This window comes from Methylobacter sp. BlB1 (assembly GCF_015476545.1).
Classification (GTDB): domain Bacteria; phylum Pseudomonadota; class Gammaproteobacteria; order Methylococcales; family Methylomonadaceae; genus Methylobacter.
The window spans coordinates 41,694-62,662 of the sequence record NZ_JADMKV010000010.1; the positions used below are offsets into that span (position 1 = coordinate 41,694).

Here is a 20,969-nt window from a genome sequence, read left to right on the forward strand (position 1 = left end):
ATTTTTAAAAGAAACGACGATGACTCAGCGCCGGAAATGCACTGCGGACTCTTTCCAGGCGGCCCCGATCAATATCGGCGCAAACGAAACCGCCGCCGGTTTTATAGCAATCCAGCACAACGCCCCATGGGTCGATGATCATACTGTGCCCAAAGGTCTTGCGGCCATTCAGATGAAAACCGCCCTGATTCGGTGCGATGACATAACACAGGTTTTCTATCGCCCGCGCGCGCAGCAATATTTCCCAATGCGCAGCGCCTGTTTCGGCGGTAAACGCGGAGGGGATCACCAGTATTTCCATGCCTTGCTCAACCATCTTGCGGAAAAACTCAGGGAAGCGAAGATCATAACAGACCGCCACGCCGAGCTTGCCGAAAGGCGTATCGATAACCAAAGGCTCGGAGCCGCATTCAATGCTATCCGATTCGCGGTAAACCTCGCTCGTGCCCGGCACATTCACATCGAACAGGTGCACCTTGTCATAACGCGCCACTCGCTCGCCCTGATCATTATAAATAAGGCAGGCTGCCCGCACTTTATTTTCATTGTCGGCAGCCAGTGGAATAGTGCCGCCGACTACCCATACTCCGTATTTTTTAGCGACCGAAGATAAAAAATTCTGGATAGGACCGGAACCGTCAGGTTCTTTCGCGTTGAGCTTATCTGATTCATGCTCCCCCATCAGGGCAAAATTTTCCGGCAGGACAACGAGTTTTGCACCGGCTTTTGCCGCCTCGCCAATCAGCTTGTCGGCTTCCAGCAGATTAGCGCTGATACTGGGACTTGATGCCATTTGTATGGCCGCACATTTATTCATATTGATTCTCTTTATTATTCTCGCGTTGCTCTAACCAGGGAAAGTCAGTAATGCCGTTCCAGGTTTTCTGCAACAGACCATCGTTTTCATGCAGCGGAATAATCTCCGCATTTCTCCATTCGCCTTTCACGCGATACTGCGAACCGAAGAAGAAGCCTTCTTTATCTTCACCGGTCAGCGAGCGCGCGACCAAGCCGGCTATTTTTCCCACAATTGTACCAGCAATAGGCACGGCCTCAGAACTTTTAGGCACTACATTAACATTCTGGTCAATGGTTCCATTGACTAGATCCGTATCCCCGCGGATCGTGATCTTTGCCGGCACGGCATCGACAATCAGGTCATGCGTATTAGCCAAGCCGTCCAATAAATCAAAGTGACCTTTGATGCTGTTAAATGTCAGCCCTTCCTCATACACATCACTAAAATCAAGCTGTATGCGCTTGACCCATTGAGCCATAGCCAGCATGCCCAGCACGCGGCCGAATCCCGGCTCTATACTCAGAATTCGTCCGTTTTTTAAATTGACATCAACCTGTCCATTAAGGCCCGCCAACGAGAATTGAAACGGCGCGCCCTGCCAACGCAGGTCATAATGCATGACCCCGCTGGTTTCGGTCATGTCGTCCGTAACGCCGAGTCTGGCGAGCAGCCGGCCCCAGTGCGGTGTTTCCAGCCGTCCTATTATCTGCGACTCATGCTGTCTCCAGGTGCCAGACAAGGTCAATTTTTTATCCGCTCCTAGCAGTTCCACGCGCTTAAAACGGATGCCTTCCGGTATCCGCTCAGTCTCCAGCAGCAACTGCCCGAGATTGGTCGAATGCCACAGCGTTTCCCGGCTCGTGATATTCAATAAAGGTACTTGTTCAGACCGCACGGCTGCCCCCTCGAGCCTGAGCTGTCTCAAGGCCGAAATGTCCAGCACATCCATATTTAACTTAATACTGTCACCACCCTTTGGACTTACGGGAACCTGAAGGTTTCCTCTAGCGAATGAGCTGCTGATATCGCCGACCCAATAGTCGCCATTACGCTTTAGCGCCAGATCGAAAACACCCAGCTCGGTTTTTTTCCAGATGCCCCGATCGCTGTGAATTTTTATTTCCCTGATATCGCTCGTTGCACCGGCGTCATTCTCCTGGCCCTGAGCGGCTGCCGCCGATAGACTCAACCATTCCGGCAAGTCCAGCCGGTCTCTGTTGATTTCCAGTTCAAGTCCGGCTTCCCGAGGCAGAGTTGCCTCGCCGGCTCCGACCAGAACATGGCCAGAATGGATACGCTGCTGCTTCGCATTCAAGCTGATGGCCGCCTTCAATTTATTGTCGTAATTCAATTGTATCGGCAATAACGCTTCGTCCGTCAACTCAAACCTCAGCGATAGCGGCCTTTCCTGTCCGGCGCTTTTAGCCAAAGTATCAGGCAGATCCAGCGCTATCCCGGCCAATGTAGATTGAACCGTCAAGTCGGGCTTATTGTCGCCATAAGGCAAGCGCAGCTGCAGCTGATAATCGGTCTCCCCTTCGGCAATATCCCACCAGGGCATTTTGAATTGCGCTTGCAAATCATCCACGCCGGCATGTCCAGATACATTGATCATAGTCTGGCTGTCATCGCTATTCATGTTAATCCGAATAGCATGGCCTAACGCAGCCGCGTGGACCGTATCGCTATAAAGCCCTTGTTCATTGAATTTCAGAGCGCCGGAAATGCCTTTTACCGGCAGATCCAGCGAATTTACGGTCAGCTGGGCATTGTTCAGCTGCGCCGTTCCGTCGACTTTGGCATCAACTGTGTCAATCAAAGGAATCTGCAAATCCAGCGCCACCTCGGTATTTCCGGCCGGCGTAATGACATCCTGCAAGGCATCGAACGTCGAATGCAACGGCGTCTGTTGCATAAAGCCCAGGATTTGGCCGATTTCACCGGCCACTTGCCCCTTGATCTGTAAATAATCGCTTTCCTGCATCGATGTAATTGCCACTTGCGCCTGTTTAATCGAGGCTTTATCGCTTCGTCCTTGCTTCACGTCGACAAGCAGGCCGTCTTTCAGAAACAACACGTCCGCTGCCATGTCGGTTATGTGCGGCCATTCCGGATGATAAGCCAGTTCCGCCTGCTCAGCCTCAAACAGGGTTTCAAAGACGCCGTTGCCGTCTTTGAACGGGAAATCGCCGGGGTTTCCGTAAAACAACATGCCGCCTTTTTTTATGCGGCCGCCGATAAAGGCATGATCCAGCCAGTCAACGACCGACTTTCCCATAATACCTACCGGCAGATAATGTTTGGCCTGACTGATGTCATGCCCGAGAAATGCACTCTGCAGATCCATGAAAACCTGTCCATCGGCTTTGGGAATGGCTATGCGCAATCGATTCTCGCTCTGAAAATCAGCATTATCAAGCCGGATCATCGAACTGGTCAGAATCCAGTCGGATTCTGTTTGCCGCCAATTTATAACCCCGTTTAGACTGTCGATAGACAGCGCGTTGCGGAACAGCTCCGGTGATGTCAGCAGCGCCCGCTCAGTCATCAAGCGCACAATGCCGCCTTGCTCGGTGCCTCTTATGTGGCCGGCCAGATTCTCCAGCCCCGGAATCGATGGTTGCGGGGCCATGCTTATGCCGGCAAAGCGGCCGTTAATGGCAAAATGACCCGCCTGCAGATCGGCAAACGCGGAAAAGTTCTCGAGCAAGCCTCTTAGCCGGGCTTGCGCCAGCGCCTTTGACTGCTGATCCGATAAAGGCGCAAAAAAGCCGAGAACGCCGGACGCTTCGTGCAAATCCAGCTGTTCGACAAACACGGCAAGTTTTCGCGATAAGTTGTCCTCAGTAAAATCACCCGATACGCTGAAGTCGGCGGCCGGCCACTTTTTGCTGGCGCCATTAGGGGCATCGACTGTTTCCAGCCAGAAATCCTTGACATCAAGACGCCACTGATTGTCTTTGGCCTGCCATTGAAACCGGGTCCTCAGCCTATCGACAGGAAAGGCGCCCTTGCCTTTGCGGGCAAGCTTCGCTCGTTGAATTTGCGCCTCGCCGATAACCGATACAGGCTGGGAGTTTTGCCATTTCGCCCAGGCCTTAAAATCGGCAATGCCGGAATCGATCTGCATATCCAACGGCAGGCCGAATTTATCCCATTCGGCCAGTTTTATCCGGCTGCCTTCAATAAAAGCTGTGCCATGAAGATTGGTAGATTCAAAAACGTTACTTTCCAAATCCATCGACACTTTCAACGCATCGCCATACTGCGGCGGCAGCTTCATAAGCATATTAATGCGATGATGTTTGGCATCGGCAGCATTGATGATCGCCAGATCCACGTCATTAAATATCAGAGGCTGGCTGTGATTTCTTTCATCCTGCCAGCTGATTTCGCTGCGTAAAACCTCGTATTTGCCGCCCTCCATCAGCCATAACGGCTGCCCGTCGCTGGCTTTCAGTCCGACAATGGCAAAACTCCCGTCAGGTTTACGTATAACGGTCAGCTTGGCGCCGACCAGCGTGACCCATGAAGAAGACAGCAATTGCCTGTTAATCAGCATATCGAGCAAATTGATGCCCAGGCGTATTTCTTTAAACTGGATGGGCGGTTTCTTATGCGTGCCCGGCGACAGAATAGTGATATCTTCGAGCAGCAATTCAGGGCTGAATCCGCGCATCTTTGCACCTAATCGGCCTATTTCGACCGGCGCACCGACGAGCTCTTCGATATTGCTTGCCAGATTGGATTTATAACTCTCGATCCCGGACAATAATAAACGCACGCCGCTCAAACTTACGGCTATAGCGATCAAGGACCAGAAAATAAGATGCCGCGTTGCCCGCGTAAGATGATAAATTACAAAAACAGGCACAATGTTGAAAGTTCTGCTGTTGATATGCTGCGCTTTATAAAAGCGGTGTTAGTCTTTTTGGGGTGAATGAAACCGGCCTATGGTCTATTTTAAAGCAACACCACATCATACTGCTCCTGATTGTATTCTGCTTCCGCTCGGAATTTGATCTGCACGCCCAGGAACGCCTCCAGTTCGGCCAGCATATCGGCTTCTTCATCGAGCAGCATTTCCACGACTTCATTGGAAGCCAGCACCAGCAACTGCTGGACTTTATATTGTCTGACCTCTCGGATGATTTCCCGGAATATTTCCAGGCACATGGATTCGGCCGTTTTCAGAACGCCGCGTCCGCCGCAGGCCTTGCAGGGCTCGCAGAGCACATGCTCGAGGCTTTCGCGGGTTCTTTTGCGCGTCATTTCCACGAGCCCCAGCACCGACACTTCGGTGATTTTGGTCTTGGCATGATCTTTTTCCAGATGGCGCTCGAGTGCCTGCAAAACCTGCTTCTTATGATCTTCGCTTTGCATATCGATAAAATCGATAATGATGATGCCGCCCAGATTCCTCAGCCTGAGCTGACGCGAAATCGTCTGAGCCGCTTCCAGATTGGTCTTAAAAATGGTCTCTTCCAGATTGCGGCCGCCGACATAACCGCCGGTATTGACATCGACCGTCGTCATCGCTTCAGTCTGGTCGAACACCAGATGCCCTCCCGATTTCAATTTGACTTTGCGCTCCAGCGCCTTTTGAATTTCGTCCTCGACACTGTAAATATCGAAAACCGGGCATTCGCCGGTGTAATGCTCGATGACCGGCACCATTTCCGGCACGAACACTTCAGCGAATTCGAGCAAGCGATGGTAGGTTTCTTTGGAATCCACGCGGACCCGCTCAATGCCTTCTTTGTATAAATCTCTCAAAGTCCTGACGCTGAGCGGCAAATCCTTGTGAATGAACTGTTTGGGCTTGGCCGTGGCGATTTTGGCCAAAATCGATTCCCATAATTTCAGCAAAAACGTCATGTCGGAAAACAATATAGCTTCTTCCACGCACTCCGCCGCTGTTCTGGCGATAAAACCGCCGCAGTCGTGCTCCCGCCGAAAGGAATCAATGCACGCGCGCAGCCGAGCCCGTTCGGCTTCGCACTCAATGCGCTGAGATACGCCGGAATTGTTGGCATAAGGCATGTATACCTGATAGCGCGAAGGAATTGATATCTCCGTCGTCAAGCGCGCGCCTTTGGTGCCGATGGGATCTTTGACGACCTGTACGACGATGTGCTGACCTTCGTGCAGATAATGCTCGATATTTTCCGAACGTTTTTTTTCCAGTTCCCTGCTGCACAAATCGGAGATATGCAGAAATGCGGCCCGAGGCAGGCCGATATCGACAAACGCCGCCTGCATGCCGGGCAGCACCCGGCACACTTCGCCTTTATAAATATTGCCGACCAAGCCTATCTGCCGGCTTCTTTCAATGATCAGTTCCTGCAAAACGCCATTTTCGATGACGGCAACGCGAGTCTCGGGCGGGGTAACATTGATTAAAATTTCTTCGCTCATTTAAATAACTCTATTCCTTGTTTAGCTAATAGTTCGGCAGTTTCAAATAAAGGCAAGCCGACCACGCCGGAAAAACTTCCCTTTATGGACGCCACAAATATTCCTCCCATCCCTTGAATGGCATAGCTTCCGGCTTTATCGGCCGGCTCGCCGCTATGCCAATAGGCCAGCATTTCCTGCTCCGTTAGCGGTCTGAAAGTGACGTCAGTAATGCTGACAGCCTGCCAGTGTTCGCGCCCTCTGAGCGAAATTGCGCTATAGACTTGATGGGTTCTGCCCGACAACTGCGTCAACATGGCGATCGCATCCTGCTGATTTTTAGGTTTTCCCATAATCAAATCATCCAACACCACAGCCGTATCGGCCGCCAGAACCGGCACGCTGACTCCCACTTGCGCGGCACAGGCAGCCGATTTTTCCGCCGCCACGCGCTTTACATAATCCAGCGGCGACTCATTAATGTGTGGCGTCTCGTCAAGGTCGATCGGATTAACCGCATAAGTGACCTTGATTTGATCCAGCAGTTCCTTTCGGCGGGGCGAAGCGGAAGCAAGAATAAGCTGTACAGTCATTATCGATGATAGGGGTGATTGTGAAGAATGCTCCAGGCACGATAAATCTGCTCGGCCACGATAATCCGCACCAGGGGATGAGGAAATGTCAGCTTTGAAAGACTCCAGGATTCCCTGGCCATTTGCTTGGCCGCATCGGCCAGACCTTCCGGTCCGCCGACCAGCAAGGCGATGTTCTGCCCGCCTTCCAGCCAGCGCTTCATGGCCTGTGCCAGTTCGGGAGTCGTCCAGGGCTTGCCGGGAATATCCAGGGTCACAATATGCGCCCCTTGAGGGATGGCCGCCAGCATGCGTTCACCTTCTTCCTTGACGATTCTGGCCACGTCGCTGTTCTTCCCTCGTTTACCCGGCGCTATCTCTTTAAGCACAAGCTCACATTCACGCGGCAGGCGCTTGGCATACTCATCATATCCCTGCTGCACCCAGCCGGGCATACGGTTTCCTACTGAAATCAGATTTATTTGCATGCTGTGCAGAATATAGAGATCACGGTTTTGATGCAATGCAGCCTGATGGACAAAATCAGCCATTCAATAAAAATACTGGTCGATCATCAGGCGCATACTGGCGAAAAATGATACGGCCTGAAGCTTAACCATTCAGTCGTATCAACTGTTAGCGAAAATACTATAGTGTAGCCTTTATGGCTCCGTTTTTGCTTAATTTTTTTAACTGATGATGCACAGTTGTAGAGGCGATTTAATCGCCTTGGGCGAATGAATTCGCCCCTACAGGTCATTCTACAAGTCGGGAAGTATTTCCAACCGAATCCTTAGCAAGTTCTCTTCCGGTGTTTTCTTACGGCATAAGAACGGACGTCGACAGTTTTATTCACGGTATCAAAAAAACTGGCGACCACGACTAAAAACAGCGGAATAGCCGCATTCCCAATAATGGGACACCGAAGCAATTTCGGCCAATATGATTTGAAGAATATAACCTGCTCTCCATTCGACGGCAGGCAGGCTTCAGATGAAAAGCGCTCAGACTCTGAGCCGAATAAGAATAAAAAAATCTAGCTGATTTGCTATACGATGCTAAACATCAAGAACTCAAGCGGCCTGAACGGGAATGGCATGAGAAGAACGCAGAACTTCGTTCTTTTCATTGAAATAGACCAGCGTAGGTTTGTAATTTGCCAGCTCTTTTTGATCCAAAATAGCATAAGCGCAAACAATAATCAGATCGCCAGGGCAGGCCATTCGAGCCGCCGCCCCATTAACGGAAAACAATCCGGAACCTTCTTCCGCGCGAATGGCATAGGTAGTAAAACGGGCACCGTTATTAATATTGTAAATCTGTATCTGCTCGTATTCCCGAATGCCTGCGAGATCAAGAATATTGCCATCGATTGCACAGGAACCTTCATAACCCAATTCCGAATGGGTTACCGTCGCTCTGTGTAATTTCGCTTTAAGCATTGTAAGTTGCATATTAAAAACAATGTAAATATTTTTAAGAACTACTCATTATGCATTAATTGCATAATGGCTTCAACTTTTTAGATATCAAAAATAAAATGACATCCAGTATTTTCCATCATTGCACAAGGCCTGCCGATTTGCGCCAAAAACAAAAAATTCGAGCAAGTACGCAGCAGTTTAAAGAAATTATCGCCTTTAACTTTATCTGGAAAAATAGATATTATCGATCAACCGGGTTCTGCCCAGCTTTGCCGCTGCCAGTATAACCAAATCCTTATCCTCTGCTTCCGCTTTTTTTAGATCATTGCTGCGGCATATGGAAAAATAATCCGGTTGGAAGCCGGCTTCGCGCAAAGACAGCATCGCCTGAATCTCTATATCCGCATAAGCTTGCTTGCCGAATAAAACGGCATCACGCGCCATGCATAAGGATTCATAGAGTTTAGGCGCCGCCTTTATTTCTTCCATGGATAAATAACCGTTTCTGGAACTCATAGCCAAACCGCTGGGCTCCCGCACCGTATCTACGCCGATAATTTCCACCGGAAAATTCAGATCCCTGACCATGGTCCGTATCACGGCCAATTGCTGAAAATCCTTTAACCCGAATAAGGCAATATCCGGCTGCACCAAATTAAATAATTTGCAGACGACTGTCGCCACGCCGTTAAAATGCCCAGGCCTGGACGCTCCGCAATGCAGTTCGGAAAGCCCCGCTACCGATACGACCGTTTTGGCATCAGGCATATACATTTCCGAAACAGGAGGCAGAAACAGCAGATCTGCGCCGACAGTCTCGAGTTTTTCCTGATCTTCCCGTTCAGTGCGCGGATACGTTTCAAAATCCTCACCCGCGCCGAATTGAGTGGGATTGACGAAAATGCTGACCACCACGCGATCGGCTTTTTGCCGGGCCTCGCTGACCAATTTCAAGTGACCTGCATGCAGGTTGCCCATGGTCGGCACAAAGGCGATGCGCTCACCGGCCGAGCGCCAGCCAGCGATGGCTTTGCGCAGTTCAGATGCTAAAGTAACTTTCTGCATGATTTAAAAACTGTGTTCGGATGCTGGAAACTGCGACTGTTTGACGGCTGAATGATAAGCGGCGATAGCCTGCCCGATATCAGCGGCATCCTGCATGAAATTCTTCGAAAATCGCGGCCGCTTGCTGACGCCGATATTGAGCATGTCATAAAGCACCAGCACCTGCCCGTCGCAGTCGATACCGGCTCCGATGCCTATGACGGGGATAGTCAGCTGAGTGCTGACGTCCTTGGCCAACTCGGCAGGTACGCATTCCAGAACCAGCAATCCCGCCCCCGCTTGTTCCAGCTGATGCGCATCGGCAATTATTTTTTCGGCCTCGAGGCGCTCTTTGCCCTGCACTTTATAATCGCCTAATTGATTGATGGATTGCGGCAATAAACCTAAATGTCCACAAACCGGAATACCCTGATCGACCAGAAAACGGACACAGTCAATGCGCGCCCCTTCGAGCTTGACCATTTGCGCGCCGCCGGCTTGCATCAGACGGGCAGCGTTTTCGGCCGCCATAAGCGGCGTGGCATAACTCATAAAAGGCAGATCGGCGATAACGAACGCCCGTCGCCTGACATGACTGACGCAACGGGTATGGTAAACCATGTCATCCATAGTGACCGGCAAAGTGGTAGTACGCCCCTGGATAACCATGCCCAAGGAATCCCCCACCAGCATCACATCGATACCAATACTGTCGATCAGCGTGCTGAAACTGGCATCGTAGGCAGTCAGGCAACTAATTTTTTCACCACATCGCTTCATCGCAACCAGATCATTGATTGATAATGGCTTTACCGTGGATAACGAGGAATATTGAGTCATCTCAAGCCAACCGTTTCAGGCCATTTAAAGGACAGTTTTTAACCAGCTCCGCGATATGGCCTTTGCCCGGCACCAATAGTTCCTTCGCAATTTCATACAAGGGATATAGCACAAAGGCTCGCTCGGCGATGCCTACATGCGGAACGGTCAACTCAGGCAGATCAATTTGCTGCTGGCCATAAACCAGCAAGTCCAGATCCAGCGTCCTGGCGCCCCAGCGCTCGCCTTTGCGCACTCGGCCGTGCTCATGCTCAATACGCTGCAGGTTTCTCAGCAAATCCATGGCCGACAAGACCGTAGTGATGGCCATAACAGCATTGACATAATCAGGCTGATCCTGCGGCCCCATCGGCGAACTATGGTACAGGCTCGAAAAGGCAAGCTCTTCAACACCCGCCAAGCCGGCAATTGCTGCGTGCGCCGATTGAATTTGCTCTGCCGGGTTTTCAAGGTTGCTGCCCAAGCCTATGTAAGCGATAACCTGGTCCTTGCCTGAGTTTTTCATAGCTGAACTCATTTCAAACCAAACACTTTAAACACTTTTATCCTGAGCGGCAGGTTTTTTACGGTAAGTTCTTTTCCGCTTTGCCTTGCCGGTTTTAACGCCGCGCGGAGGCCGGGTCATCTTCCTTTGCTCGGTTTCGTCGGCCTCCTGATACCGGGCCCACCATGTCGGCAGCTCAGGATCGGCACCGCCGGTCTCTGCACGCAGCACCAGAAAATCATAGGCAGCCCTAAAGCGCGGGTGTGTCAGCAAACGACTGGGCTTGGAGCCGATGCGCATATTGAATTTGGGCTGCAGCGTCCAGACTTCGCGCATTGACATGGTAATATGGCGAGGCAGGGACGTACTGCTATTCTGCCTGGAGACCACTTCATTGGCGGCTTCCTGATAGGCCATGGATTCCGCCATGCCTCTCGCTATTTTTTCCTTGGCCCGTATCGCTACCGGCTCCCATAAAAAAGCAGACCATAGAAAATAAGCCGTAACGGTTTTGCCTTCGGCAATCCTGTTATCGGAATTTTCCAGCGCCTTGACCAGGAACAATTTGGGGAAACCTTCTTCCTCGAGCGCCAGACTGCTCTCGGTATCGGGAAACAATATCTGGAACAGCCCATAATGCCTGAGCATTTCAAAAGTCTGCAATGCGTAGCCCGACAAAAACAGCTTCAAGGCTTCATCGTAAAGCCGGGCAGCCGGTATGCCGTACAGCAACTCGGCGAGCTCATGAATGGGCTTCTCGCAAGCAGGGTCCAGATTAAAACCGAGCTTCACGGCAAAACGCACCGCCCTCAGCATGCGCACGGGGTCTTCACGAAAGCGCGTTTCAGGATCGCCGATCAGCCTGAGCGTTCCGGTCTTATGGTCGTCCATGCCGCCGGTGTAATCGACTACCGAAAAATCCTTGATGTTGTAATAGAGCGCATTGACCGTAAAATCGCGCCGCCAGACATCTTCCTCAATCGTGCCGTAGACATTGTCGCGCAGCAGGCGCCCTTCCTTGCTAAGCACCTGCTTATCATCCTGAGCATCTCCTGCGCCGCGGAAAGTAGCCACTTCAATAATTTCGCGGCCGAAATGCACATGCGCAAGGCGAAATCTGCGACCGATTATGCGGCAATTGCGAAAAATCTTTCTGATCTGCTCGGGATCCGCATCCGTTACGACATCGAAATCCTTAGGCTCCCGCCCCAGCAATAAATCCCGCACACAGCCGCCGACAAGATAGGCCTGGAATCCCGACTTCTGCAACCGATATAAAACCTTCAATGCATTTTCGCTGATCTGGGACCGCGAAATATTATGTTCGGCGCGCGCATATATTCTCACTGCTGGCGCATTTACTGCTGGTACAGCATCCGGTTCAGCTTCATTTCTGGCTGGATTAATAATTTTTTTAAAGAAGTTTAAAATAGTCTTTATACCCTGTCTGTTTTCTAAAATTTAGTAATCATATCATTTCATATGATTCTAGCCCAATTGACAACTTTCTTTTCTTTTACATTCCCCTTTTTATTATAGTAAAATCGCAATCCTGATTTTTAATAGCAGTCTCAATCGGTTCGACATTTTGTTTTTAACGGTTTATAAAGATCAGGCAACCCTTTTTTTAACTACCTGCACAAATCATTAACGTGCTTGACGGAATTGTTATGTTCAAAAAGATTATAAATGGCTTCATTGACCAACCTTTGCTAACCAGCCTTTTTGTAACAGATTTCTTAATTCTTCTGTTCCATAAACCGCCTTTCCTGTTCTCATTGGCGATGCTGGGAGCGTTAGTCACTATGTGCATGTATTTCGGCCAAAAACTGGCTTTATTTAAAGACTAATTGTCTCGTTCGATCCGGAAAAAGCAGCTAAAACCAGATAATGGCTCATCGCCAGTACCTGGTTTTTTGCGCCGTCTGGCGGCTATTATTTATGATCTTTTTCTGCTGCTCGCCCTTTTGTTTTTCGCGACAGCACTGCTACTGCCGTTGAATGCCGGGGAGGCCTTCACTTCCCAACAATTTTTTTATCCCGTTTATCTGCTCGTTATCAGCTTCTTTTTTTATGCCTGGTTCTGGACCCATGGAGGACAAACCTTGGGACTGCGGACATGGAAACTGAAAGTACTGACCTTCAACGGCGAACCCATTAATTGGAAACAAGCCTTTTTGCGCTTTTTAGGCGCTATAATCTCCTGGGCCTTTTTTGGATTGGGCTTTTTATGGATTCTTATCGATAAAAACCGTCGCGGCTGGCATGACTATTTATCGAAAACCGCCTTGTTTTTTGACTCTCAAGATATGCGGCGCTAACTGAGGCCAATCAGATCAGGAATTGACGTGATGGCATTATATTGGTTTATCCGACATTTTTCTTCCGACCCTAAAAACGCTTATCCAATAGATAAATCGAGCGGCAATCCGTCACCAGTGCAGATAAATTATCCGCATCCCGGACGCCTCCTGGCCCCACTGAAGACCGAAACCAACCTTTGCTACTATGGGCCGGCCCCATCAGCAGTCTTGATTCAGAGAGCAAGAAAGCCATGCTCGCCTATGCCGTATTGAGATGTAACGAATTAGTCCTGACTTTTCTCTGCACGAACCGCATAAAACGCATCAATGCAACCGCGAACCTACTTTGCTTAAAACTATGAACAATCCATTACTGCAAAACTCAGTATTACCGTTATTTTCACAAATCAAACCCGAACAGGTTGAGCCTGCCATCGATCAACTGTTGGCTGAAGCCCGAGCCGTTGTCGAACAGCATCTTCAGGCCACTGCCGAATACACTTGGGAAAATTTGGTTGAACCGATTGAAGATGCGGAAGACCGCCTGGGCAAGGCCTGGTCTCCGGTCAGCCATATGAACTCGGTCGTCAACAGCGACGCCCTGCGCGAGGCATATAACGCCTGCCTGCCCAAGCTCAGCGAATATTCGACTGAAATGGGTCAGAATGAAAGATTGTTTAATGCCTATCAGTTTATTGCCGCCAGCGATGCATATGCCGCGTTGGATACGGCGCAGCAAAAAATCATCCAGAACGCGTTAAGAGACTTCAGGTTGTCCGGTATCGATCTCGATGCCGAAAAAAAGCAGCGTTATAAGGAAATCAGTCAGGAATTATCGCAGCTTGCCAGCAAGTACGAAGAAAACCTGATGGACGCAACCAATGCCTGGACCAAGCTGATCAGAGATGCAGATGATCTGGCCGGACTGCCGGAGTCCGCACTGGCGGTGGCCCGGCAGTCCGCTGAAAGCCATAATGAAGAAGGCTGGATGATCACGCTGCAGTTTCCTTCCTACAGCGCGGTCATGACTTATGCCGACAACCGGGAATTGCGCCGTGAACACTATGAAGCCTTTGCTACGCGCGCCTCGGACCAGGGACCGCATGCCGGCCTTTACGACAACGGCGAAATCATGAAAAAAACCTTGGCCTTGCGTCATGAGAAAGCGCTATTGCTGGGTTTTAACAATTATGCCGAATTGTCGCTGGCCAGGAAAATGGCCGAAAAACCCGACGACGTGATCGGCTTCCTGGAAGATCTGGCCGACCGATCCTGGCGCCAGGCACGCAAGGATTTAGTGGAATTGCGCCAGTTCGCCAAGCAGCACTACGGCATCGGTGACCTGCAGCCTTGGGATATCGGCTATTACTCGGAAAAAATGCGCCAGCACTATTACCAGCTGTCCCAGGAAGAAGTCAAAGCCTACTTCCCCATCACACGCGTCTTGCCGGGCCTGTTTGCCGTCGTTGAAAAACTTTTCGGTCTGAATATCAGCGAAATTATCGGCTTCGACAGTTGGCATCCTGATGTGCGCTTCTTCGAGATCCACGACCAGCACGGCCAACTGCGCGGCCAGTTTTATACCGATCTGTATGCGCGTCCGAAAAAACGCGGCGGGGCCTGGATGGATGATTGCGTAAGCCGCAAGAAATCCGGCGATCGCATTCAAACGCCGGTCGCGTATTTAACCTGCAACTTTACGCCGCCTGCCGGCAATGATCCGGCGTTATTGACCCATGACGAAGTCACGACGCTGTTTCATGAATTCGGCCATGGCCTGCACCACATGCTCACGCAGGTCGATCATTTGGGCGTATCGGGCATCAACGGCGTCGAGTGGGACGCTGTCGAACTGCCCAGTCAGTTCATGGAAAACTGGTGCTGGGAAAAAGAAGCGTTGGCGCTGATCTCCGGCCATTATCAAACCGGGGAACCGCTGCCCGAAGAACTGTTCAATAAAATGCTGGCCGCCAGAAACTTCCAGTCCGGCATGATGATGGTCAGACAGCTCGAATTCAGCCTGTTCGATTTCAGAATCCACCGGGATTACGATCCTAAAAAAGGCGACCGTATTTACCAGACACTGGAACAGGTCAGAGATATGGTCGCCGTCATCAAGCCGCCCAAATTCAACCGGTTTGCGCACAGCTTCTCGCATATTTTCGCAGGCGGTTATGCCGCCGGCTATTACAGCTATAAATGGGCCGAGGTGCTATCCAGCGACGCCTTCTCTCTGTTTGAAGAAAAAGGCATTTTTGATCAGGAAACCGGTCGCTCATTCCTGGCCAACATTCTTGAAAAAGGCGGCAGCGAAAATGCCATGGACTTGTTCGTCCGCTTCCGCGGCCGCAAACCGACCATCGATGCGTTACTGCGGCACAACGGCATAGCGGCATGAAATACAGGGACCTGCGCGACTTTATCAAGCAACTGGAAAAACAGGGCGAGCTGAAGCGGATCACGATCCCTGTCGATCCCTATCTGGAAATGACCGAAATCTGCGACCGCACCTTGAAGCAAGGCGGTCCGGCGCTGCTGTTCGAATATCCGGCAGGCTCCAACATCCCGGTCCTGGCCAACCTGTTCGGCACGCCGCGCCGCGTCGCCATGGGCATGGGAGCCGAATCGGTCGCGGAACTGCGCGGCATCGGCGAGTTGCTGGCCTATTTGAAGGAACCGGAACCGCCCAAAGGCATGAAAGACGCCATGGAAAAAATTCCGGTTTTCAAGCAGGTGCTGAATATGGCGCCCAAGCTGGTCAAGGAGCCGCCCTGCCAGGAACTGGTGCGCGAAGGCGACGAAATCGATCTGGGCGATTATCCGATTCAAACCTGCTGGCCCGACGATGCGGGGCCTTTGATCACCTGGCCTTTGGTCATCACCAAAGGCCCGAATAAAGAACGGCAGAATCTGGGCATTTACCGACAGCAGGTCATCGGCAAAAACAAGGTCATCATGCGCTGGCTGGCGCATCGCGGCGGCGCTCTGGATTTCAGGGAATGGCAGCAGGCCCATCCCGGCAAGCCTTTCCCCGTTGCCGTAGCCTTGGGCGCAGACCCGGCTACGATTTTGGCCGCCGTCACGCCGATTCCCGATACATTATCCGAATATGCTTTTGCAGGCCTGCTGCGAGCCAGCAAAACAGAAGTGGCGAAATGCCTGAGCAACGACCTGCAGGTTCCGGCCAGCGCCGAAATCGTCCTAGAAGGCTTTATCTATCCGGGAGAGACGGCGCCCGAAGGCCCGTTCGGCGATCATACCGGTTATTACAATGAGGTCGATGAATTTCCTGTATTCACAATAGAACGCATCACCCAGCGTCAGGCGCCTATCTATCACAGCACCTATACGGGCCGCCCGCCTGATGAGCCCGCCATCCTGGGCGTGGCTTTGAATGAAGTCTTCGTGCCGATCTTGCAAAAGCAGTTTCCGGAGATTGTTGACTTTTACCTGCCGCCGGAAGGTTGCTCCTACCGCATGGCCGTGATCAGCATGAAAAAACAATATGCCGGCCATGCCAAACGCGTCATGCTCGGCACCTGGTCATTCCTGCGCCAGTTCATGTATACGAAGTTCGTCATCGTCGTCGATGACGATGTCGACGTGCGCAACTGGCAGGATGTAATCTGGGCCATGACCACGCGCATGGACCCGGCCCGAGACTTGACGATACTGGAAAATACGCCTATCGATTATCTTGACTTCGCCTCGCCGGTTTCAGGGCTAGGCTCCAAGGTCGGATTTGATGCGACCAACAAGTGGCCTGGGGAAACCAACAGGGAATGGGGCCGGCCTATCGCCATGTCCGAGGAAATCATTAAAAAAGTGGATAAGATCTGGGACTCTCTGTTTTAAAGCCGTAGAACATTGGCAATCCGGCGCTCCTGAATTATGGGCGCCCGAATTGCCATGTTTTTATTAGGATATGGTATCGATCCGGCTGACGATTTCGCTGGAGGCCAGCTCCAGTCCGGATTTATAGCACTCGCTGGCTTTATCCTTATCGCCGCGTGCAGACAGCAAATCACCCAGCAACTGATAAGCCAGCACAGTCGGCTCAACACTAATGCTGTGGTTGAAATATCTTTCGGCTTTTCCCGCATCGCCGCATTTCAGGCTTAATTTACCTATGATTGACAGCAGCACTGCATCGCCGGCATGCGAAGTGAGCCACTGTTCCGCCGTTTCAAGCTGCCTGGCAGGATCGGCCGACTGTATACTGCCAAACAGGACCAAAAGAGTCTGATCCCAGTTTGCCGATAAAGTCTTAGCCAGCTCATCTTCAACCTTGGCGCCGACACCGGCCCCGATCATCGCGGCAAAATAAATGGCCGAGACGCCATGCACGCTTTTTATATAACCCGGAATTTCCGACCAGAGCGATTCAATTTCATTGATATTGCCATTTTCGGCCGCCTGCTTTAACAGTTTGCTGAATGCTTCTGTTTCCAGCAATTTTATCTCGGCTTCCATCAGAATTTTATTATTGTGCAATGACGGAATCAGCTTTCGTATCCCTTCCCAGTCGCCGATATGCTGATAAGTCTGGTGCAGTAATTTCAGCACGCTGGCATGAGTCGGATCTATGGAGTGCAATCGAGTCAGCGTTTCCAGGGCTTGGTCAAACTGGTTTCCTGACAGGTTCAGCTCCGCTTGAGTCAAGCCGATCGCGATATCGGAACCGGGTGCCTGATCCGCAGCTTTTCTAAGGTATTCGTCTCTTTTATCAATCGCGCCGCGCGATTGAGCGGCCTTCGCAGCTGTCAAGTAGTGCAGCAATGGCGCGCCGCTATGCGATGCGTGTTTAATCAGCACTTTTTCGGCTCTTTCCCAATTGCCTTCGGCTGAATCCACCAATCCTGCAATCAAAGCTTCCTGAGAACGGTTGAATTTAACGCTTTTTCCGCGCGCTTTGATTTGCTCGGGCAATCTGAGCAGCCATCCCAGGAATCTGAAAAACAGATAGAAGATAAAAAATCCCATGATCAGGCTGACTGCAAAAACAACCAATGAAGTCTCAACGGACCACTGGCCAATGCCAATCAGTACATAACCGGGACTTTCAAAGCTGCTCAGCCATTGATTGACTAAAAAAGCGGCCGCAATCGCAAGTAAAAAAGCCCCTAAAAAGAAAAATATGGTTTTCTTCATCGCAGACTCTCTTGTTATTGCGCAGCAGGTGCAGATTCAGGTGTCGGAGCCGGTGCTACTGCCGGTTCCGACTCTTGCTTGGGCTGAGGCTCTTGCTTGGACTTGGGCTCCGCTGCAGGCTCTGGCGAAGGCATGGCTTTATCTGTTTCCAGCCTGAGTTTGACAATGTCCCTGAGCATCTTCAAAGACAGACTGATGTCTGGATACTGGCTATGGATCTGGATACTCTTCATTTTATCCAGCTCGGCAATAAAGCTTTTCGTCTGTGCATCCTGCATGAAATGTTGTTCGGCCCATTTTTTTGCATCCGCCAAGCCTGCCTGATAAAGCGTTTCATTACGCTGAACCAGTGCAACTTTGGCCGATTCCAGCTTTAGTCTCAACTGCTCTTTAATAAATTGAGCTTCCTCCTGGGTCAATGTCGCCTTGATCGGCTGCTCGGTATGCCGGATCGTGACATATTCTTCCAATCCGCTCAGCGCTGAATCAATCAGATCCTGTCCTTCCTGGGATTCACCCGCCGGCTTTTCAGGGGCTTTTGGCGGTGTCGGCGTCTTTCCGGCATACGGCAGAAATAAAGTCAGATTGTCAATCTGGCTCGCCTGCGTCTGAATTGAGGAATACATACCGACAATATCAGGCTCCTCGACTCTGTTGAGAGCAGCGATATCCTTGACGATCTGTTCACGCACTTTAAATACTGCCGCATCACCGCTCTCCCGTAAGCGCTGGTCAGCCGCCTCCAATGCCTGGCGCGCTGTGTTTACATCGCCTATCAGATGCAAACGTTCGTTGGCTGTACTGAGCAGATATTCGGCATCGGCAATCAGCCAGTCGCCGCGCGTCTTGCTGAGCTGTCGCTGCACCTGCTGTATGGCTGTGTTTAACTCTTTGCGGGTACTGTCGAGTTTTTCATTATGTAAACGGGAAAAGTCCTCAAGCGTTTTGGTAAAATGCGTGTCTTTGCCGGCAATACTGGCTTCCAGAGTGGCCAATTGCGACTGCACAGAGGCCAGTTGCGACTGATAACCGCTGATCTGCTTCGATAATTCGAGCAACTGCATGTCACCCTTGTTGACCTCACTGTCTAAGCTGGCCTGTTCTTCGCGCAATTGGGTAAAAAGGAAGAATCCAGCGCCTGCCAATGCGATAATAATGAGCAAAGTAATGATGCCAAACCAGAACCCGCTACGAGACCGGTGAACTTTATTACTCTCGCCCACATTCTGTTCCTGTTTTTCACTCAATTCGGCCACACTATTCCCCATTACATACTATTGTTACTGTCTCAAGAATTGCTGTATCAGCAGGACTTTCCGTCACGGCAATTCGCTTAAAACCCATCCCGGCAGCTAATTGCCCGATCCTATCGCTCACCACCACCAAGGGTATAGGCAATAACAGCCGATGATTTTTTTCGCCCAGCATGATCAATAAATTTTGTAGCGCTTCACCGCTGGTTACAGTAATGACATCCAACCGGTGCTGGGTAAGTAATTGGACTACTTGCGAGTTATCAATGCTGGGAATTGTCCTTTTGTACACTTCCAGATACTGAACATCCGCCCCCCGACTGCGCAGCGTATTGGCCAGTTCCTCTCGTCCGCCTTCTCCTCGCACGATCAAGCAGGACTGCCCTTTTATCTGTTGTATTTGCGGCATGGCCAACAATGCTTCACTGGTATAACCCTGTTCAGGCACTGCATCGACAGTCAGCCCGGCGGCTTCCAATACCTGAGCGGTTGCTCGCCCCACTGCGGCAAATCGCACAGCCTTTAATCGATCTATTTTGCCATTATTCGCTTTCAGTGCAAAATTTACTGCATTTGGACTAATAAAAACAACCCATTGGAATTTACCGAGGTTTTTTAGCGCATCCTGAACCTCGTCAATATTGTCGCGCGCAACAATATCGAGCACGGGAAACCGAACGGCCTCACCGCCGCGCGACTGAATCAAGCGGCTTAGATTTTCTGCCTGATGCGCCGGCCGTGTCACTAGAACCCGCGCACCGTTCAAACCTCTGCTCAATGAAACAACGCTTGCAGAATTTTATCTGCGCCACAGGCCAATAAATCTTCCGCGATCGAGCGTCCAATTGCCTCGGCCTGGTCAGGAGTGCCTGACTGCGCGGTGCGGAAAATCACCGTGCCGTCAGGGCTACCGACCAATCCGCGCATGACCAGCTGATTGCCCTGCAATTGCGCAAAGCCGGCAATCGGAACCTGGCAGCCGCCGTTCAGGCGCGCGTTCATCGCTCTTTCGGCGCTGACGCAAATGCTGGTGTCTCGATCATGCAAGGCGCTCAGCATCGCATTGACTTCAACGTCATCCACCCGGCATTCTATGCCGATAGCACCTTGACCTATAGCCGGCAGGCTGATGCCGGGATCGAGTCTTTCGGCAATACGGCCGGCCATACCCAATCTTTTCAATCCGGCCGAAGCCAAAATAATGGCGTCAAACTCATCGGCATCGAGCCTGGCCAATCGCGTATTGACGTTGCCTCTCAGCGACAGGATTTCCGCCTCGGGAAATCGCTCTTTTATCTGGCATTGCCGGCGCAAGCTGGACGTGCCGATCCGGGCATCAGGCGGCAACTCTTCCAATGACGCATAGCGGTTCGATACGAAGGCATCGGTTGGATCTTCGCGCGTTAAAATAGCAGCCAGATGCAACCCTTCCGGAAACTCCACAGGCACATCTTTCATCGAATGCACGGCGATGTCGGCCATCCCTTCCAGCATGCCCTGTTCCAGTTCCTTGACGAACAACCCTTTGCCGCCCACCTTGGCCAAAGGCGCATCCAGAATTTTATCGCCGCGCGTAGTCATTTTAACCAGCTCGGTTTTCAAGCCAGGAAAAGCCCGCTCCAGGCGTTCGGCGACATGTTCTGCCTGCCACAGCGCCAGAGGACTTCTGCGCGTGGCTATACGAATAATTTTTTCAGCCAAA

General features: G+C 51.1%; 18 protein-coding genes. 4 read left to right on the top strand and 14 right to left on the bottom strand.

Translation table 11 applies throughout. The features are described 5' to 3' along the window. Positions 1-4 precede the first annotated feature (4 nt). From IT781_RS05955 to pcnB, 10 genes are all read right to left on the bottom strand, one after another. A complete protein-coding gene (locus IT781_RS05955; RefSeq protein WP_194969223.1) occupies positions 5-817 on the bottom strand; it encodes a carbon-nitrogen hydrolase family protein in 813 nt (270 codons plus the stop codon). Continuing rightward, a complete protein-coding gene (locus IT781_RS05960) occupies positions 810-4,673 on the bottom strand; it encodes a YhdP family protein (RefSeq protein WP_194969224.1) in 3,864 nt (1,287 codons plus the stop codon). Before IT781_RS05960 ends, IT781_RS05955 begins: the two co-directional genes overlap by 8 nt. 89 nt (positions 4,674-4,762) lie before the next feature. Next, a complete protein-coding gene (gene rng / locus IT781_RS05965) occupies positions 4,763-6,217 on the bottom strand; it encodes a ribonuclease G (RefSeq protein ID WP_194969225.1) in 1,455 nt (484 codons plus the stop codon). After that, on the bottom strand, positions 6,214-6,789 hold the full coding sequence (locus tag IT781_RS05970; protein WP_194969226.1) for a nucleoside triphosphate pyrophosphatase: 576 nt from the start codon (positions 6,787-6,789) through the stop codon (positions 6,214-6,216). The genes rng and IT781_RS05970 overlap by 4 nt, the downstream gene beginning before the upstream one ends. Next, positions 6,789-7,256 carry a 23S rRNA (pseudouridine(1915)-N(3))-methyltransferase RlmH gene (gene rlmH, locus IT781_RS05975; RefSeq protein ID WP_194969271.1) on the bottom strand — a complete coding sequence of 156 codons (468 nt, stop codon included), beginning with the start codon at positions 7,254-7,256 and terminating at the stop codon, positions 6,789-6,791. The genes IT781_RS05970 and rlmH overlap by 1 nt, the downstream gene beginning before the upstream one ends. 585 nt (positions 7,257-7,841) lie before the next feature. Then, positions 7,842-8,222 (bottom strand): aspartate 1-decarboxylase, encoded by a 381-nt coding sequence (gene panD / locus IT781_RS05980; protein WP_194969227.1) that lies wholly within the window; start codon positions 8,220-8,222, stop codon positions 7,842-7,844. 192 nt (positions 8,223-8,414) lie between these two features. Next, positions 8,415-9,257 carry a pantoate--beta-alanine ligase gene (gene panC, locus IT781_RS05985; protein ID WP_194969228.1) on the bottom strand — a complete coding sequence of 281 codons (843 nt, stop codon included), beginning with the start codon at positions 9,255-9,257 and terminating at the stop codon, positions 8,415-8,417. Between the two features lie 3 nt (positions 9,258-9,260). Beyond that, on the bottom strand, positions 9,261-10,076 hold the full coding sequence (gene panB, locus IT781_RS05990; RefSeq protein WP_194969229.1) for a 3-methyl-2-oxobutanoate hydroxymethyltransferase: 816 nt from the start codon (positions 10,074-10,076) through the stop codon (positions 9,261-9,263). Between the two features lies 1 nt (position 10,077). Then, the gene (gene folK, locus IT781_RS05995) at positions 10,078-10,581 is read right to left on the bottom strand and encodes a 2-amino-4-hydroxy-6-hydroxymethyldihydropteridine diphosphokinase (protein WP_194969230.1); all 504 of its coding nucleotides are present in this window, start codon (positions 10,579-10,581) and stop codon (positions 10,078-10,080) included. A gap of 27 nt (positions 10,582-10,608) precedes the next feature. Beyond that, the gene (gene pcnB, locus IT781_RS06000) at positions 10,609-12,000 is read right to left on the bottom strand and encodes a polynucleotide adenylyltransferase PcnB (protein WP_194969272.1); all 1,392 of its coding nucleotides are present in this window, start codon (positions 11,998-12,000) and stop codon (positions 10,609-10,611) included. 230 nt (positions 12,001-12,230) lie between these two features. Here pcnB and IT781_RS22220 point away from each other — a divergent pair, with 230 nt between their 5' ends. The 4 genes from IT781_RS22220 to ubiD all read left to right on the top strand — a co-directional run bounded on the left by IT781_RS22220 (position 12,231) and on the right by ubiD (position 16,718). Then, positions 12,231-12,410, top strand: a complete 180-nt coding sequence (locus tag IT781_RS22220) for a hypothetical protein (RefSeq protein WP_228778958.1) — start codon at positions 12,231-12,233, stop codon at positions 12,408-12,410. Beyond that, on the top strand, positions 12,411-12,881 hold the full coding sequence (locus tag IT781_RS06005; protein ID WP_194969231.1) for an RDD family protein: 471 nt from the start codon (positions 12,411-12,413) through the stop codon (positions 12,879-12,881). A 340-nt stretch (positions 12,882-13,221) separates the two neighbouring features. Then, the gene (gene prlC / locus IT781_RS06010; protein ID WP_194969232.1) at positions 13,222-15,261 is read left to right on the top strand and encodes an oligopeptidase A; all 2,040 of its coding nucleotides are present in this window, start codon (positions 13,222-13,224) and stop codon (positions 15,259-15,261) included. Further along, positions 15,258-16,718: a 4-hydroxy-3-polyprenylbenzoate decarboxylase gene (gene ubiD, locus IT781_RS06015; protein WP_194969233.1), complete on the top strand. Its 1,461-nt coding sequence runs from the start codon at positions 15,258-15,260 to the stop codon at positions 16,716-16,718. Before prlC ends, ubiD begins: the two co-directional genes overlap by 4 nt. 63 nt (positions 16,719-16,781) lie before the next feature. On the opposite strand, the gene IT781_RS06020 is transcribed toward ubiD, so the two are convergent. Genes IT781_RS06020 through hemC form a run of 4 tightly spaced genes read right to left on the bottom strand, consistent with a single transcriptional unit; the run spans position 16,782 to position 20,968 of the window. Continuing rightward, positions 16,782-18,014 (bottom strand): heme biosynthesis HemY N-terminal domain-containing protein, encoded by a 1,233-nt coding sequence (locus IT781_RS06020; protein ID WP_194969234.1) that lies wholly within the window; start codon positions 18,012-18,014, stop codon positions 16,782-16,784. 14 nt (positions 18,015-18,028) lie between these two features. Further along, a complete protein-coding gene (locus tag IT781_RS06025) occupies positions 18,029-19,270 on the bottom strand; it encodes a uroporphyrinogen-III C-methyltransferase (protein WP_370526940.1) in 1,242 nt (413 codons plus the stop codon). Position 19,271: 1 nt separating this feature from the next. Beyond that, positions 19,272-20,012, bottom strand: a complete 741-nt coding sequence (locus IT781_RS06030) for a uroporphyrinogen-III synthase (protein WP_370526943.1) — start codon at positions 20,010-20,012, stop codon at positions 19,272-19,274. 29 nt (positions 20,013-20,041) lie between these two features. After that, positions 20,042-20,968 carry a hydroxymethylbilane synthase gene (hemC, locus tag IT781_RS06035; protein ID WP_194969237.1) on the bottom strand — a complete coding sequence of 309 codons (927 nt, stop codon included), beginning with the start codon at positions 20,966-20,968 and terminating at the stop codon, positions 20,042-20,044. Position 20,969: the final 1 nt, after the last annotated feature.

Coding starts and splice junctions, on each gene's coding strand:
- panC (WP_194969228.1), bottom strand. CDS start 9,257: ATGCAGAAAGTTACTTTAGCATCTGAACTGCGCAAAGCCATCGCTGGC.
- panB (WP_194969229.1), bottom strand. CDS start 10,076: ATGACTCAATATTCCTCGTTATCCACGGTAAAGCCATTATCAATCAAT.
- folK (WP_194969230.1), bottom strand. CDS start 10,581: ATGAAAAACTCAGGCAAGGACCAGGTTATCGCTTACATAGGCTTGGGC.
- IT781_RS22220 (WP_228778958.1), top strand. CDS start 12,231: ATGTTCAAAAAGATTATAAATGGCTTCATTGACCAACCTTTGCTAACC.
- rng (WP_194969225.1), bottom strand. CDS start 6,217: ATGAGCGAAGAAATTTTAATCAATGTTACCCCGCCCGAGACTCGCGTT.
- prlC (WP_194969232.1), top strand. CDS start 13,222: ATGAACAATCCATTACTGCAAAACTCAGTATTACCGTTATTTTCACAA.
- IT781_RS05955 (WP_194969223.1), bottom strand. CDS start 817: ATGAATAAATGTGCGGCCATACAAATGGCATCAAGTCCCAGTATCAGC.
- IT781_RS05970 (WP_194969226.1), bottom strand. CDS start 6,789: ATGACTGTACAGCTTATTCTTGCTTCCGCTTCGCCCCGCCGAAAGGAA.
- IT781_RS06020 (WP_194969234.1), bottom strand. CDS start 18,014: ATGAAGAAAACCATATTTTTCTTTTTAGGGGCTTTTTTACTTGCGATT.
- panD (WP_194969227.1), bottom strand. CDS start 8,222: ATGCAACTTACAATGCTTAAAGCGAAATTACACAGAGCGACGGTAACC.
- ubiD (WP_194969233.1), top strand. CDS start 15,258: ATGAAATACAGGGACCTGCGCGACTTTATCAAGCAACTGGAAAAACAG.
- rlmH (WP_194969271.1), bottom strand. CDS start 7,256: ATGCAAATAAATCTGATTTCAGTAGGAAACCGTATGCCCGGCTGGGTG.